This window comes from Streptomyces sp. NRRL B-3229 (assembly GCF_000719505.1).
Classification (GTDB): domain Bacteria; phylum Actinomycetota; class Actinomycetes; order Streptomycetales; family Streptomycetaceae; genus Streptomyces; species Streptomyces griseorubiginosus.
The window spans coordinates 180,023-195,443 of the sequence record NZ_JOGP01000001.1 but is presented as its reverse complement, the minus strand read 5'-3'; the positions used below and the strand labels follow the sequence as shown (position 1 = coordinate 195,443).

The window sequence follows — 15,421 nt, the reverse complement described above, 5'->3', positions numbered from 1 at the left end:
TACGGCGGGCTACTGCCGATAGCCGCTCAAGAACCTCCCGATCCGCCCGATCGCCGCCTCCAGGTCCTCCGCGTGGGGCAGCGTCAGGATGCGGAAGTGGTCCGGCGTCGGCCAGTTGAAGCCGGTGCCCTGGACGACCTGGATCTTCTCCCGCAGCAGCAGGTCCAGGACGAACTTCTCGTCGTCGTGGATCTTGTGGACCTTGGGGTCCAGGCGCGGGAAGGCGTACAGCGAGCCCTTCGGCTTCACGCACGACACCCCGGGGATCTCGTTCAGCTTCTCCCAGGCCACGGTGCGCTGTTCGTGCAGCCGGCCACCGGGGGCGGTGAGTTCGTGGATGGACTGCCGGCCGCCGAGGGCCGCCTGGATGGCGTACTGGGCGGGCGCGTTGGCGCACAGCCGCATGGAGGCCAGCATGGTCAGGCCCTCCAGGTAGTTCTTCGCGTGCTGCCTGGGGCCGGTGACCACCAGCCAGCCCGAGCGGAAGCCCGCCACTCGGTAGGTCTTCGACAGACCGCAGAAGGTCAGCACGACCAGGTCGGGCGCGAGCGCGGCCACGGAGTGGTGCACGGCGTCGTCGTACAGGATCTGGTCGTAGATCTCGTCGGCGAAGACCATCAGACCGTGCCGGCGGGCCAGGTCGAGGATGCCCTCGATGATCTCCTTCGGGTAGACCGCGCCGGTGGGGTTGTTCGGGTTGATGATGACGACGGCCTTGGTGCGGTCCGTGATCTTCGACGCCATGTCGGCCAGATCCGGGTACCAGTCGGCCTGTTCGTCGCACAGGTAGTGGACCGCCTTGCCGCCGGCGAGCGTGGTGACGGCTGTCCAGAGCGGGAAGTCCGGGGCGGGGATGAGGATTTCGTCGCCGTCCTCGACCAGCGCCTGTACGGCCATGGAGATCAGCTCGGAGATGCCGTTGCCGAGGTAGACGTCGTCGACGCCGACGTCCAGGCCCAGGGTCTGGTAGCGCCCGGCCACGGCCCGGCGGGCGGAGAGGACGCCGCGCGAGTCGGTGTAGCCGTGGGCCTGCGGGAGCATCCGGATCATGTCCTGGAGGATCTCCTCCGGCGCCTCGAAGCCGAACAGCGCGGGGTTGCCGGTGTTCAGGCGCAGCACGCTGTGCCCCGCCTTCTCCAGTGCGTCGGCGTGCTCGATCACCGGGCCGCGGATCTCGTAGCAGACCTCGCTGAGCTTGTTCGACTGCCGGAACTCCATGCGCTGCTGCCTCTCCGGTTTCGTGTGTTGCTTGGTTTTACCAAGTGGCAGCTTGGAAAGTCCAACAACTTGTCTAGACTGCGTCGCATGTCACCTCGCCGAAGCTACGACCAGTACTGTTCCGCGGCTCGCGCCCTCGACCTCGTCGGCGACCGCTGGACCCTGCTGATCGTCCGGGAACTGCTGGCCGGCCCGCGCCGCTACACGGACCTGCACGCCGACCTGCCCGGCGTGAGCACGGACGTACTCGCCTCACGGCTGAAGGACATGGAGCGCGACGGCCTCACCACACGACGCCGGCTGCCCCCGCCCGCCGCGGCCTACGTCTACGAACTCACCGCACGGGGACGCGATTTGCTGCCGGTGCTTCAGGCTCTCGGCGCCTGGGGAGGGCCCGAGCTCGGCGAGCGGCGGCCCACCGACGCGGTACGGGCGCACTGGTTCGCGCTGCCCCTGCTGCGCTCGCTGGAGGGCGAGGGACTCGTCGAAGTGCGCCTGGAGGAGGGCGACTTCCATCTGTACGTCGGCTCCCCGACCGGTCCCGCGTACGGCGACGGGCCGGCCCCCGAGGAGCCCGACGCCCGGCTCGTCCTGGACGCGGAGACCTGCGGGGCGCTCGCCCGGGGGGAGTCGAGCCTGCCGGAGGCGGTGCGCGAGGGGCGGGTCGAGGTGACCGGGGAGGGCACGATCGCCAAGGCGCTGAGGGATGGCTGAAACAGCGGAAGGCCCGCCGGAGCGGGCCTTCCTGAGGAGACGTCAGGCGTCCTGACCGGCGTCAGGCCCCCGGCGGCACCCGGGACGGCCGTCCCGACCCGCGGGTCAGCGCGTATCCGCCGACACCCGCGAGCGCGGCCAGCGCACCGCCGATCGCCGTCCACACCCAGCGGTCGGACCACCAGCCGGAGGACCAGCCGTCGTCCGGCTCGATCGCGGACAGCACGGGGGAGGAGTCCTTCGAGCCGTTCTTCGAACCGTCCTCGTCCGCCTCGGACTTCACCGCGATGCCCGGCACCAGCGGCTCGGCCAGCGAGCCGTCCACCGCGGCCGAACCGCCGATGTCCTTGGAGCCGACCCGCACCTCGGTGCTGACCGGCAGACCCAGGTCGGCCGTGCCGACCCCGACGGCCGTGAGCCGGAGGTAGTACGTGCCCGGCAGCGGGTCGTTGGCCCAGGCCTCGGACCAGGCCCGGACCGTGCGCAGGGTGCAGGCCAGCTCCACGTCGGCCACGCCCGCCGCGGCGGTGCGCGTCTGGGAGCCGTACTGGCAGGACTGGCGGCGCCGCAGACCGTCGTACACGTCGATCTGCCAGGTCTGGGCGGCGTGCGTCTCCGGCAGCTTCACCGTCGCCTTCACGGTGGGCCGTTGACCGGAGTCCGCCGGGAACGACCAGTACAGGTAGTCACCCGTGGAGCCGCTCGCCGTGGCGGTCTGGCCCTGCTCGATCTCGGTCGCCGTGCGGAAGGACGTGCCCGCTCGGGTGGGGGCGCCGGCGTCCGCCGAGGCCGAATCCGTCGGGGTCGGCGAGGAGTCCGCCGCGGCCGGTGCGACGGCCAGCCCGAGCATCAGCAGGGAAGCGCTCAACACACGTGTGATCCGCATCAGTTGGTCCTCCAGACCGCGACCCGCCAGCGCGACACCCAGCCCCACAGCAGACCGGCGACGAAGCCGGCGAGGATCAGCACGCCGAGCAGCCACCAGCCGCGCCCGAGGCCGAAGGAGGCCACGTCGCTCGCCTTCGACGGCCCGTCCACGACGTCCACGGTCAGCTCCAGCGGCAGACCCGGAGTGGTCTTCACCCCGGTTCCGGCCGAGAAGGAGTTGGTCACCTGGAGGCACACGGTCTCGGCCGGGGCGTCGTCCTCGTCGCTCTCCGGCTTCGGGTAGCGCAGGCCCGACGAGATCACGTCGGTACGGCCGTTGCCCGCCGCCTCACCGCGCACGATCTCCCGTCCGTGCACGGTCACCGCCCGCAGCAGCACCCCGTACGAAGGGTTGACGGCCCGGTCGGCCGCCACGCTCACCGAAGTCCGCAGCTCCTGGCCCGGCTCGACGTCGACCCGGTACCAGCGCTGCTGGGTGAACTCCTCGCGGTCGGTGTAGAGACCGGACTTCAGCGTGGGCGCGGTGGCACAGGCGTCGGTGCCCTCGGTGGCCACCGGCGTCACCACCGGGTCGGCCGCACGGTCCACCAACTGGTTCACCTTGTCGGTGAGTTCATCGGTGTGCTCGACCGAGGTGTAGGTGCCGCCGGTCGCCTCGGCGATACAGCTGAGCTGCTTGCTCAGCTTGGTGCTGGGGACCAGGCCGAGGGTGTCGATGGTCAGTCCGACACCCTTGGCGGAGATCTCCCGGGCCACCTCGCACGGGTCGAGCGGGGCGCAGGTGTCCTCGCCGTCGGTGATCAGCACGATCCGCTTCGAGCCGTCGCCCGCGGCGAAGTCGCCGGCCGCCTTGAGGAGCGCGGGCCCGATCGGGGTCCAGCCGGTGGGGGAGAGGGTCGCCACCGCCGTCTTGGCCTCGGTCCGGTCCAGGGTGCTGACCGGGTAGAGCTGCGCGGTGTCCTTGCAGCCCGTCTTGCGGTCGTTGCCCGGGTAGTCGGCGCCGAGCGTCCGGATGCCGAGCTGGACCTCCTCGGGCGTGGCGTCCAGCACCTCGTTGAACGCCCGCTTCGCCGCCGCCATCCGGGTGCCGCCGTCGATGTCCGCCGTCCGCATCGAGCCGCTGACGTCGAGGACGAGATCGACCTGCGGCGCGCTGCCGCCCACGGGTTCACCGGCGGCCGCCGCGACCGGGAAGGCGATCCCGGCCGTCAGGGCGGCGAGCAGGGCACCCACTCCCGCCGTCAGCCGTTTTCTTGTGATCATCGCCGGATCCTATTGATCAGGTGTGCCGCGCTCCAAAACGGCCGCTCACCGCAGGGGGTTGGGCAACTCCGTCCACTGGTCGCCCGGTGTCCCCGGCGAGAGCCGCATCAGCGTCAACGCCTTGGCGGGCAGCGGCTGTTCGAGCAGCGCGATCAGATCGGGCGTGCGCGGCAGATCCCGTACGGCACTCTCCAGCGCCCCGCGCAACGCAGTCGCCGAACCCGCCGTACCCGCGAGGGCCCCCGCCACCAGGGAGCCGAACAGCTTGCGCCGCAGGGTGGTCACGTCGTCCGTGACGACCCGTCCGGACAGCTCCGGTACCGGGATGCCGTGCCGGGCCAGCCGGGCCGGGCTGATCCTGATGTCGGCGAGGTCCCGGTAGACCAGCCGCACGGGCGCGCTGTCCTGGTCCAGCACGACGAGGAGGTTCTGGCCGTGCGCCTCCAGGGCGACTCCCAGCTCCAGCAGCCGCAGGCCCACCGTGACGGCGAGCCGGGCGAACTCCGCGAGCCAGGCGGGGGATGCGGGCAGATCGGTGGTGGCGAGGGCGGCGACCGGCAGCACCCGGTCGCCGTGGAGCTGCGGGGACTCGCGCAACACGGCCGCGAGATCGGGGGAGTTGGCGGTGGCGGCCCCCAGGGTGCGGGTGAAGTGCAGCAGTCCGTCCATCCGGTCGGCCAGGGTCTCCGCGAACTCGGAGAGCGTGGCGGACACACCGATCGAGTACACGGAGATGTCCCGCACCGAGGACGTGAGACGGGCGCTCAGGGCCGTCTTGACGTGCCGTTCGCCGGTCATGGCGAGGGTGCGCAAGGACATCAGCGGATGGGCGTCGAGGCCCTCGGACGCGGACCGCTTCAGCACGTGCTCGGCCTGCCAGGGATGCACCGGCAGCAACAGCCGCTCCCCGTCCCGCAGGTCCTCGGGCCATTCCCCGCTCACCAGGCACTCCCCCGCCGGGACCGGTACCAGCCCCAGCCGCACCACGGGCCGGTGCTCGGGCCCGTAGGCCAGCTGCTCTGCCACCGAGAAGCCGGGCCGGGAACGGCAGTTGGGGTGGAAGGGGTGGCCGTCGACGACCCGCTGCTCCCACTCCCAGTCGCGCACCGGCCACGTGGTCGCGAGGGGCTCCTGAGTCGCCCTGGACAGCGCCAACGAGGCCACGCTGTCGTCGAGTTCGGCCGCGAGCTCGGTGCCGTGCGGCACACCGAGACCGGTCATCAGGTGCGCGGGACGGTCGTACGGGGTCCCGTCCAGCCGTACGACCGTGACGTAGGCGGCGGTGGCGTACGGGTCCGGGTGCGGGCCGTGCAGCCGGCGGCCGTCCGCGAGGCGCAGGGTGAGGCCCTCCCGGCCCGCCTCCCGCGCCACCACCCAGGGCAGCGGCTCGTGCGTGAGTCCACGCCACAGCCGGGACAGCACGGCCGCCCGGGCGCCGGGCAGCTCGGCCGCGTACCGCGCCGCGAGGTCGGGGCGTACGACGGCCAGCTCGTCGGCGAACTCGGCCTCGGTGGCGCGGGGACGGTGCACGGGGGGACTCCTCGGGAGCGACTGGTGTCACGGTGGAGGAATGACGGCAGACATACTGATCGTCATCGCCCCAGATCAAACCGTAGAGAACGAGTGGAACGCGTGGACCTCCTGCCCCCGCCGGCCGACGCCGTCGCACACCGTGCCGACGCGTACGCGGCGGCGCCCCTGCTCAACTGCCTGCTGCGCGAGGTGGCCGAACGGCTCCCGGAACCCGGCGACCGCCCGGTGTACCGGCTCCCCGACGGACGGCTGCTCCGGGTGCGCGGCGAGCGGCGGCCCACCGAGCCCGAGGTGCGGGTGGCGGGCGGCTGGCGGCGGGTGAACCACACCGAACTCGTGAAGCTCGTCGCCGAGGAACTGACCCGGCACACCGGACTGTCCAACCACGACCTGCCCGCCGAGATGATCGACAGCCGGGACGCGGTGGCCGCCCTGCTCGCGGCCAGGGGCCGGGCGACGGCGCCCCGTGACCCGTATCTGCGCTCCGAGCAGTGCCTCGTCACCGGCCACCCCCACCACCCCGCCTCCAAGGCCCGCGGCGGGGGCCCCGTCGCCGCCTGGCTGCCGTACGCCCCCGAGGCGCACGCCCGGTTCCCCCTGGTCCTGCTCGGTCTGCGCGAGGACGCCGTCGTCGAGGAGGGCGACACCGCGGCCCTCGACGCGCTCGGCGAGGCCCCGCCCGGCTACCGGCTGCTCCCGGCCCACCCCTGGCAGCTGGATCTCGTGGGCTGCGCGGAGGCCTTCGCGGACGGTCGCCTGATCCGGCTCGGCACGACGGGCTCCGACGTCTGGCCGACGGCCGCGATCCGCACGGTGTACGCCCCCGCGAGCGACCTCTTCCTGAAGTTCAGCCTGGACGTGCGCATCACGAACGACATCCGCCGACTCTGGCGTCACGACCTGCTCAAACTCCGCCGTACGGATGAAGCGGTGGTGAGAGCCTTCGCCCGGGACTCCGTCTCCTCGGGACCTGGCTCCTCGGGCCCCGGCTCCTCGGGGAGCCCCCCTTCCGCCGCCTGGCTGAGCGACCGCGGCTACCGCACCGCCGACTTCGCCTTCGAGGAACTCGCCGTCCTGGTCCGCGACGGCCTGGCCGGCCATGTGCGGCCCGGGGCGACCCCGCTGCTGGCCGCCGCCCTGGTGGAGGGCTTCGAGGGCAACCCGCTCGACACCGCCGAGGACCCGGCCGCCTGGTGGGAGGCGTATCTGCGCGCGGTCGTACCGCCCGTGCTCGCGGCCTTCTCCGACCACGGCGTCGTGCTCGAGGCGCACCTCCAGAACACCCTGGTGGCCGTGGCCGACGACGCCACGCCCGTGCAGGCGCTGTTCCGGGACGCCGAGGGCGTGAAGCTCCTGACGGACGTGGAGCGCGCGGACGGCTGGGAGCGGCTGGTGTACTGCCTGGTCGTGAACCACCTGTGGGAGATCGCCGCGGCCCTCGCCGAACGCCGGCCCGGCTTCGACCCCTGGCCCGCCGCCCGCCGCGAACTCGCCCGCCACGCCCTCCCCGAAGCCGCCGCCCTCCTCACCGCGCCGACCCTCCCCGGCAAGACGAACCTGCTGCTCAGGTGGACGGGGGCGGACGGGGCCGCCGCCCGGTACCTGCCGCTGCCGAACCCGCTGGCCGGAGCGTGACCTGAACTACCCTGGCCGGTGTGCTGCGCCCTGTGACTGCTGTTCGATACGTGACCCCGCTGAGGTCCGGCGGCTCCGTCCCCGGGGTCGTCGAGGCCGACGACCTCGGCACCTACGTCGTGAAGTTCACCGGCTCCGCCCAGGGACGCAAGGCGCTGGTCGCCGAGGTGATCGTCGGTGAGCTGGCCCGGGCCCTCGGGCTGCGCTTCCCGGAGCTGGTCCTGGTGCGCTTCGACCCGGCGATCGCCGACGGTGAGCCCCACCAGGAGGTGCGCGACCTCCACGCGGCCAGCGCGGGTCTGAACCTCGGCATGGACTACCTCTCCGGTGCCCGCGACTTCACCCCCGAGATCGCGAGGACGTTCCCCGTCGACCCGGTGGAGGCCGGCCGGATCGTCTGGCTCGACGCGCTCACCGTCAACGTCGACCGCACGGTCCACAGCTCCAACCTGATGATCTGGCCGACCCTCGGCGTCGCACCCCCGCGCCTGTGGCTGATCGACCACGGCGCCGCCCTCGTCTTCCACCACCGCTGGGACGGCACCGACCCCACGAAGTCCTACGACTTCCGCCACCACGCCCTCGGCCACTACGGCCCCGACGTGCGCGCCGCCGACGCGGAACTCGCGCCCAAGGTCACGCTCGACGTCCTGCGCGAGGTCACGGCCGCCGTTCCCGACGCCTGGCTCACCGACTTCGCGACCCCGGACGAGGCGCGCGAGGCCTATGTGACATACCTCCACACGCGCGTGCGGGCCTCCGAGGCTTGGCTGCCCACGGACTTCCCCACCCGGGAGGAACTCGCCGCCGAGGAGGCCCTGCGCGCGGCGCGGACACAGGAAGGCCGGCCCAAGTGGCTGAAGCGGGTCCCCGACCTGCACGGCAAACCGGCCGCGGAACAGGATTGGTCGGTGCACCTCGGATGAGCCCCGTCGTACAGATCGAGTACTGCACCCAGTGCCGTTGGCTGCCCCGCGCGGCCTGGCTGGCACAGGAGCTGCTCACCACCTTCGAGACCGAGCTGACCGAACTGTCGCTCAAGCCCGGTACGGGCGGTGTCTTCGTGGTCCGCGTCGACGACGAGGTCGTGTGGGACCGCCGGGAGCAGGGCTTCCCGGAACCCACGGCGGTCAAGCAGGCCGTACGCGACCGAGTGGCCCCGGGGAAGTCCCTGGGCCACTCGGACAAGGCTTCGCCGGAGCAGGTCAGCCCTTGAGCTGCTCGTACGCCGGCAGCGTGAGGAAGTCCGCGTAGTCGTCGTCGAGGGAGACCTGGAGCAGCAGGTCGTGGGCCTGCTGCCAGTGTCCGGCGGCGAAGGCCTCCTCGCCGAGCTCGGCACGGATGTTCGCCAGCTCCTCGGCGGCGACCTTGCGGGCCAGCTCCGGCGTGGCCTTCTCGCCGTTCTCGAACTCCACGCCCGCGTTGATCCACTGCCAGATCTGCGAGCGGGAGATCTCGGCGGTGGCCGCGTCCTCCATCAGGTTGAAGATGGCGACCGCGCCCAGCCCGCGCAGCCAGGCCTCGATGTAGCGGATGCCGACCTGCACGGCGTTGACGAGACCGGGGTACGTCGGCCTGGCCTCGAGCGAGTCGATCGCGATGAGGTCGGCGGCCTCGACGTGGACGTCCTCGCGCAGCCGGTCCTTCTGGTTCGGCTTGTCGCCGAGGACCTTGTCGAAGGACTCCATGGCGATGGGGACCAGGTCGGGGTGGGCGACCCAGGAGCCGTCGAAGCCGTCGCCGGCCTCACGGTCCTTGTCGGCGCGGACCTTCTCGAAGGCGACCTTGTTGACCTCGGCGTCCCGGCGCGACGGGATGAAGGCCGCCATGCCGCCGATCGCGTGTGCGCCGCGCTTGTGACAGGTGCGGACGAGGAGTTCGGTGTACGCCCGCATGAACGGGGCGGTCATCGTGACCGCGTTGCGGTCCGGCAGGACGAACTTGGCGCCGCCGTCACGGAAGTTCTTCACGATGGAGAACAGGTAGTCCCAGCGGCCCGCGTTCAACCCCGAGGCGTGGTCGCGGAGTTCGTAGAGGATCTCCTCCATCTCGTACGCGGCCGTGATCGTCTCGATCAGGACGGTCGCGCGGACGGTGCCCTGCGGGATGCCGGTGTACTCCTGCGCGAACACGAACACGTCGTTCCACAGGCGCGCTTCGAGGTGGGACTCGGTCTTCGGGAGGTAGAAGTACGGGCCCTTGCCGAGGTCGAGCAGCCGCTGGGCGTTGTGGAAGAAGTAGAGGCCGAAGTCGACCAGGGCACCGGGGACCTGGGTGCCGTTCGCGTCGACCAGGTGCCGCTCGTTCAGGTGCCAGCCGCGCGGCCGCATGACGACGGTGGCGAGTTCCTCGTCGGCCTTGAGCGCGTAGGACTTGCCGGACTTCTCGTCGGTGAAGTCGATGTTCCGGGTGTAGGCGTCGGCGAGGTTGACCTGTCCCAGGACGACGTTCTCCCACGTGGGCGCCGAGGCGTCCTCGAAGTCCGCGAGCCACACCTTGGCACCGGAGTTGAGGGCGTTGATGGTCATCTTGCGGTCGGAGGGGCCGGTGATCTCGACCCGGCGGTCGCTAAGGGCCGCGGGGGAGGGGGCCACCTTCCAGGACTCGTCCGCGCGGATCGCGGCGGTCTCGGGGAGGAAGTCGAGTGTGGAGGTACGGGCGATCTCGGCCCGGCGCTCGGCCCGGCGGGCCAGCAGCTCGTCACGCCGGGGCGTGAACCGGCGGTGCAGCTCGGCCACGAAGGCGAGGGCCGCCTCGGTGAGGACCTCCTCCTGCCGCGGCAGGGGCTCGGCGTCGACGATGGCCAGCGGGGACGGCGCTGGTGCGGACATGAGCGGTCACTTCCTTCAGCGGTGGCACCGGGTGCCAGTCGAACCGGGTACGGCGGGGAGCGCCCCCGGAGCGGTAGGGCGCTTCTGAGCAGTGGATACTAGTTTCCTCATCGTGGAATTTCAATGGTTTGTTGATGTCGAGATTCTCTGGGTCGAGGCACTGTGGCGCTCAGTGTCACCTCCCTCACTCCAGGTGCGCGAGATCCGCAGCCGTGTCGATGTCGTACGGCCGCGCCACGTCCCCGCACTCGACGAGCGTGAGCGCGTCCCGGTGCTCCTTCAGGTAGGCGCGTGCCCCCTGGTCGCCGGTCGCAGTCGCGGCGATCCCGGCCCAGTGGGCGCTCCCGAGCAGGACGGGGTGGCCGCGTACGCCGTCGTAGGCGGCCGAGGCGAGCGAGGTCTCGTCCTCGTACGCGCCGAGCACCCGGCGCACGGCCTCCGCGCCGATGCCGGGCTGGTCGACCAGTGAGACCAGCGCGGCCCGCACCGGCGTCCCGTCCAGCGACGCGAGCCCGGCCCGCAGCGACGACCCCATGCCCTCGGCCCACGCCGGGTTCTCCACGGTCACGCACTCACCGAGCTCCGCCCGCTCCCGTACGGCCGCTGCGGCGGCGCCCAGGACCACGTGCACCCGTGCGCAGCCCGCCGCCCGCAGGACGCCCACCGCGTGTTCGACGAGCGGGCGGCCCCGGTGTTCGAGCAGTGCCTTGGGCCGCCCGCCGAGCCGCCGCCCGCCGCCCGCGGCCAGGAGCAGCCCGGCGACCTGCTGTTCGTTCTCCGTCATGCGTCCTGCATACCGGACGCACCGGTGTACGGCGGGCTTCGGCGGGCTTAATTTCGGTCCGCACGGTGGCGCCCGGCGCCCCGTGTGGCGTTTACTGACCCGCATCCCTGGGCGCCTGACCGACGCCGCGGGACATCAGGGTGCGGAAGGTGTGCGGGGAGAGCTGTGTTGCGGAGCTTGGGGCAGAGACCGGTGAGCGGCAGCGACAACGATCCGAGAGTGGCGGAACTGCGGACCGCGGTCTCCCGACTGCGCCGCGAACTCGCCGCGCACCCGGCGGAGTTCCCCGACCGCGACATCGCCGAGGACGAACTCGCCGCACTGGCCGCCATGACGATCGAGGGCTCCCCCGAAGTCCCCCGCCTGCGGCGGTCCTTGCTGCTGATAGCGGGGGCGATCGGCTCGGTCAGCGCGTTGTCGCGCGGCCTGGGCGAGGTCCGCGAGGCAGTGGAACTCTTCGGGGAACCGCGCCGCTAGCCGGGGAAGGGTCCTCGACACCGGCCGGTGAAGGGACCGGCTGTCGCCGTACGACGGTCACGCCGGGTTCTGGGTGGCCAGGGCCTCGGAGAGTTCACCGGCGACCTGCTGGAGGACCGGCACGATCTTCTCGGTGGCTGCCTCGGTGACCCGTCCGGCCGGGCCGGAGATCGAAATGGCCGCCGCGGTGGGGGAGTTGGGCACCGAGACCGCGAGGCAGCGGACGCCGATCTCCTGCTCGTTGTCGTCGACGGCGTAGCCCTGCGCGCGGACGTCCACGAGGGCCTCGAGGAAGCCGTCCGGTGTGGTGATCGTCTTCTCGGTCGCGGCCGGCATGCCGGTCCGGGCGAGAAGAGCGCGCACCTCGTGGTCGGGGGTGTTGGCGAGCAGTGCCTTGCCGACGCCCGTCGAGTGCGGCAGGACGCGTCGGCCGACCTCGGTGAACATCCGCATCGAGTGCTTCGAGGGCACCTGGGCGACATAGACGATCTCGTCCCCGTCGAGCAGGGCCATGTTGGCCGTCTCCCCGGTCTCCTCGACCAGGCGGGCCAGATAGGGCCGGGCCCAGGTGCCGAGCAGCCGGGAGGCCGACTCGCCGAGGCGGATCAGGCGCGGGCCGAGGGCGTAGCGGCGGTTGGGCTGCTGGCGGACATAGCCGCAGGACACCAGCGTGCGCATCAGGCGGTGGATGGTCGGCAGCGGCAGCCCGCTGCTCGCGGAGAGCTCGCTCAGACCGACCTCCCCACCCGCGTCCGCCATGCGTTCCAGCAGGTCGAAGGCGCGCTCGAGGGACTGCACCCCGCCGGCGGACCTGGCGGAGTCGGTGGTGCTGGCGCTGGACGTCGGCACGGCGCGTTCCTTTCGGGGCTGCCTTCGGGGCGGGGCAGGAAGGAGCAGCAGCCTACCCGGCAGTCGGTTGACTCCCCGCTGGTGCATGGCTACGTTCTGCTTGCTGGAAGTCTAATTCCGCTTTGTGGAAACGTCCAGAGAGGCGACATCGGGCGCACTCTGGAGAAGTGTGCCCTTGACGGCGTCCGAACGGGAGTGAAGACTCCTTCAACAGAAAGTTGAATTCCGTTACGCGGAAGTTAACGGCGGCGCGGGAGTCATCCGCGGCAGAGAGGGGTCCGGGTGTCCGACACTGAACTGGTGCTGCGCTCGACGCGCGTCATCACACCCGAGGGGACACGCGCCGCGTCGGTCGCGGTCGGCGGCGGAAGGATCACCGCCGTCCTGCCGTACGACTGCGAGGTGCCGACGGACGCCCGTGTCGAGGACCTCGGCGACGACGTCCTGCTGCCCGGCCTCGTCGACACCCACGTGCACGTCAACGACCCCGGCCGCACCGAGTGGGAGGGCTTCTGGACCGCCACCCGCGCAGCGGCGGCCGGCGGCATCACCACCCTCGTCGACATGCCGCTCAACTCCCTCCCGCCCACGACGACCGTCGAGAACCTGCGGACGAAGCGCGAGGTCGCCGCCGACAAGGCCCACATCGACGTCGGCTTCTGGGGCGGCGCGCTGCCCGACAACGTCAAGGACCTGCGCCCGCTGCACGAGTCGGGCGTCTTCGGCTTCAAGGCGTTCCTCTCGCCCTCCGGCGTCGACGAGTTCCCGCACCTCGACCAGGACGGACTCGCCCGCTCGCTGGCCGAGATCGCCTCCTTCGACGGTCTGCTGATCGTGCACGCAGAGGACCCGCACCACCTGGAGACCGCCCCGCAGCGAGGCGGCCCCAAGTACGCCGACTTCCTGGCCTCCCGCCCGCGCGACGCCGAGGACACGGCCATCGCCCAACTCATCGCCCAGGCCAAGCGGTTGGACGCACGTGTGCACGTGCTCCACCTGTCGTCGAGCGACGCGCTCCCGCTGATCGCCCAGGCCAAGGCGGACGGCGTCCGCATCACGGTCGAGACCTGTCCGCACTACCTGACGCTGACCGCAGAGGAAGTCCCGGACGGCGCAAGCGAGTTCAAGTGCTGCCCGCCCATCCGCGAGTCCGCCAACCAGGACCTGCTGTGGCAGGCGCTGGCCGACGGCACCATCGACTGCGTGGTCACCGACCACTCGCCGTCCACGGCCGACCTGAAGACCGACGACTTCGCCACGGCCTGGGGCGGCATCTCCGGCCTTCAGCTGAGCCTGGCCGCGGTCTGGACGGAGGCCCGCAGGCGCGGCCACACCCTGGAGGACGTCGTCGGCTGGATGTCCGCCCGGACCTCCCGGCTCGTCGGCCTGGACCGCAAGGGCGCCATCGAGGCCGGCCGCGACGCCGACTTCGCCGTCCTCGCTCCCGACGCCACCTTCACCGTGGACCCGGCGGCCCTACAGCACCGCAACCGCGTCACGGCGTACGCGGGCAAGACCCTGTACGGGGTGGTGAAGTCGACCTGGCTGCGCGGCCAACGCATCGTGGCCGACGGCGAGTTCACGCCCCCGAAGGGCCAACTGCTCACCCGCACGCCCTGACCCCACCCGCACGTCCCGATCCCCCCCGCACCGGCCCACTCCCGAAAGGCACATGTACGTGACGGCGATTCCCAGCTTCACCGGCGACGCGCACCCGTACGGCGGCGGCGACCCGTACGCGGACTACCGCACCGCCGACTTCCCCTTCACCCAGTACGTCAACCTCGCCGCACGGACGCTCGGGGCCTCCGTCATCGCCGCCAACGACGAGTTCTTCGCCCAGCGCGAGAACCTGCTGATGCCCGGGCGGGCCGAGTTCGACCCCGAGCACTTCGGGCACAAGGGCAAGATCATGGACGGCTGGGAGACACGGCGCCGCCGGGGCGCCTCGGCCGAGCACCCCTGGCCGACGGCGGAGGACCACGACTGGGCGCTGGTGCGGCTCGGCGCGCCCGGCGTGATCCGGGGGATCGTCATCGACACCGCGCACTTCCGCGGCAACTACCCGCAGGCGGTGTCGGTCGAGGGCACGAGCGTCGCCGGTTCCCCGTCCCCCGAGGAACTGCTGGGCGACGACGTGAAGTGGACGACCCTGGTCCCGAGGACACCGGTCGGCGGCCACGCGGCGAACGGCTTCGAGGTGCCCCTGGAGCAGTGCTTCACCCACCTCAGGGTCAACCAGCACCCGGACGGCGGCATCGCCCGTCTGCGCGTGTACGGCGAAGTCGTCCCGGACCCGGCGTGGCTCGAGGTCCTCGGCGCCTTCGACGTGGTCGCGCTGGAGAACGGCGGCCGGGCCGAGGACGCCTCCAACCTCTTCTACTCGCCCGCCTCCAACACCATCCAGCCCGGCCGCTCACGCAAGATGGACGACGGCTGGGAGACCCGCCGCCGCCGCGACCAGGGCCACGACTGGATCCGCTACCGCCTGGTGGCCCAGTCCCACATCCGTGCGATCGAGATCGACACGGCGTATCTGAAGGGCAACAGCGCGGGGTGGGCGTCGGTGTCGGTCCGCGACGGCGACGCCGGCGACTGGCGCGAGATCCTTCCGCGCACCCGGCTCCAGCCCGACACCAACCACCGCTTCGTCCTGCCGGAACCGGCGGTCGGCACGCACGCGCGCGTGGACATCTTCCCGGACGGCGGAATCTCCCGCCTGCGACTGTTCGGCTCCCTGACGGAGGCGGGAACAGCGGCGCTGTCGGCCCGGCACCGGGAGGTGGGCGGCTGAGCGGAAGCCTGCCGGCCGACGCCGGACCACGCCGGTCGGCCACCGACCGGACGACGTCCGTCGACTGCCGACCCGACGGCGGCGTCTCGCTGCTGCCGACCAGGCGGCGTTCCCGGGCCTTCGACCAGGTGGAGTTTCCGGGCCGTCGGCCGGGCGGCGCTTCCCGGCCGCGGTCGGGCAGTGTTTTCCGGTCCCGTTGGACGGGGCTAACCCGTCGGCCGCGACAGGGCGAGCCCCGGCTGCCGACGGGCTCGCCCAACGCCTGCGGCGGAGCGTCCGAGCGGCTGAGACGGAGTTGGCCCCTGGCCCGGACCGGCCCCTGGCCCGGACCCGGACCCGGTCCCGGACCCGGACCCGGTCCCGGCCCCGGCCCCGGACCCGGCCCCGGACCCGGGACCCGAGCCGGGGACACGGCAACCTCCGCCCGGCCCCGCC

14 protein-coding genes are annotated in these 15,421 nt (G+C 72.0%); 7 read left to right on the top strand and 7 right to left on the bottom strand.

Going from position 1 to position 15,421, the window contains the following annotated elements; all coding sequences use genetic code 11:
- Positions 1-9: 9 nt before the first annotated feature.
- Positions 10-1,218: a pyridoxal phosphate-dependent aminotransferase gene (locus IF54_RS0100885; protein WP_030313371.1), complete on the bottom strand. Its 1,209-nt coding sequence runs from the start codon at positions 1,216-1,218 to the stop codon at positions 10-12.
- Positions 1,219-1,305: 87 nt separating this feature from the next.
- Between IF54_RS0100885 and IF54_RS0100880 the strand changes: the two genes are divergently transcribed.
- A complete protein-coding gene (locus tag IF54_RS0100880; RefSeq protein ID WP_030313369.1) occupies positions 1,306-1,932 on the top strand; it encodes a winged helix-turn-helix transcriptional regulator in 627 nt (208 codons plus the stop codon).
- A 61-nt stretch (positions 1,933-1,993) separates the two neighbouring features.
- Here IF54_RS0100880 and IF54_RS0100875 read toward each other — a convergent pair whose 3' ends face one another.
- The 3 genes from IF54_RS0100875 to IF54_RS0100865 are packed head-to-tail and all read right to left on the bottom strand — an operon-like array spanning position 1,994 to position 5,613.
- Positions 1,994-2,818 (bottom strand): hypothetical protein, encoded by an 825-nt coding sequence (locus IF54_RS0100875; protein WP_030313367.1) that lies wholly within the window; start codon positions 2,816-2,818, stop codon positions 1,994-1,996.
- Positions 2,818-4,083, bottom strand: a complete 1,266-nt coding sequence (locus IF54_RS0100870; RefSeq protein ID WP_030313366.1) for a VWA domain-containing protein — start codon at positions 4,081-4,083, stop codon at positions 2,818-2,820. The genes IF54_RS0100875 and IF54_RS0100870 overlap by 1 nt, the downstream gene beginning before the upstream one ends.
- Positions 4,084-4,128: 45 nt before the next feature.
- On the bottom strand, positions 4,129-5,613 hold the full coding sequence (locus IF54_RS0100865; RefSeq protein WP_030313364.1) for an IucA/IucC family protein: 1,485 nt from the start codon (positions 5,611-5,613) through the stop codon (positions 4,129-4,131).
- A gap of 102 nt (positions 5,614-5,715) precedes the next feature.
- Here IF54_RS0100865 and IF54_RS0100860 point away from each other — a divergent pair, with 102 nt between their 5' ends.
- Genes IF54_RS0100860 through IF54_RS0100850 form a run of 3 tightly spaced genes read left to right on the top strand, consistent with a single transcriptional unit; the run spans position 5,716 to position 8,467 of the window.
- Complete coding sequence (locus IF54_RS0100860; protein WP_030313358.1) at positions 5,716-7,251, top strand: IucA/IucC family protein; 1,536 nt, start codon at positions 5,716-5,718, stop codon at positions 7,249-7,251.
- A gap of 20 nt (positions 7,252-7,271) precedes the next feature.
- The gene (locus IF54_RS0100855; RefSeq protein WP_030313356.1) at positions 7,272-8,177 is read left to right on the top strand and encodes a HipA family kinase; all 906 of its coding nucleotides are present in this window, start codon (positions 7,272-7,274) and stop codon (positions 8,175-8,177) included.
- Positions 8,174-8,467, top strand: a complete 294-nt coding sequence (locus IF54_RS0100850) for a SelT/SelW/SelH family protein (protein ID WP_030313354.1) — start codon at positions 8,174-8,176, stop codon at positions 8,465-8,467. The genes IF54_RS0100855 and IF54_RS0100850 overlap by 4 nt, the downstream gene beginning before the upstream one ends.
- Here the strand turns inward: IF54_RS0100850 and aceB are convergent.
- Positions 8,457-10,082 (bottom strand): malate synthase A, encoded by a 1,626-nt coding sequence (gene aceB / locus IF54_RS0100845; protein ID WP_030313352.1) that lies wholly within the window; start codon positions 10,080-10,082, stop codon positions 8,457-8,459. The two genes, IF54_RS0100850 and aceB, sit on opposite strands and share 11 nt — an antisense overlap.
- A gap of 184 nt (positions 10,083-10,266) precedes the next feature.
- Positions 10,267-10,866 carry a nucleotidyltransferase family protein gene (locus IF54_RS0100840; RefSeq protein WP_030313348.1) on the bottom strand — a complete coding sequence of 200 codons (600 nt, stop codon included), beginning with the start codon at positions 10,864-10,866 and terminating at the stop codon, positions 10,267-10,269.
- 192 nt (positions 10,867-11,058) lie between these two features.
- Here IF54_RS0100840 and IF54_RS0100835 point away from each other — a divergent pair, with 192 nt between their 5' ends.
- Positions 11,059-11,343: a DUF5955 family protein gene (locus IF54_RS0100835; protein WP_028808913.1), complete on the top strand. Its 285-nt coding sequence runs from the start codon at positions 11,059-11,061 to the stop codon at positions 11,341-11,343.
- A gap of 57 nt (positions 11,344-11,400) precedes the next feature.
- Here the strand turns inward: IF54_RS0100835 and IF54_RS0100830 are convergent, their stop codons facing one another.
- Complete coding sequence (locus IF54_RS0100830; RefSeq protein ID WP_030313345.1) at positions 11,401-12,192, bottom strand: IclR family transcriptional regulator; 792 nt, start codon at positions 12,190-12,192, stop codon at positions 11,401-11,403.
- 282 nt (positions 12,193-12,474) lie between these two features.
- On the opposite strand from IF54_RS0100830, the gene allB reads away from it, so the two are divergent.
- Complete coding sequence (allB, locus tag IF54_RS0100825) at positions 12,475-13,812, top strand: allantoinase AllB (RefSeq protein WP_030313342.1); 1,338 nt, start codon at positions 12,475-12,477, stop codon at positions 13,810-13,812.
- A gap of 52 nt (positions 13,813-13,864) precedes the next feature.
- On the top strand, positions 13,865-14,986 hold the full coding sequence (alc, locus tag IF54_RS0100820) for an allantoicase (RefSeq protein ID WP_030313340.1): 1,122 nt from the start codon (positions 13,865-13,867) through the stop codon (positions 14,984-14,986).
- Positions 14,987-15,421 lie beyond the last annotated feature (435 nt).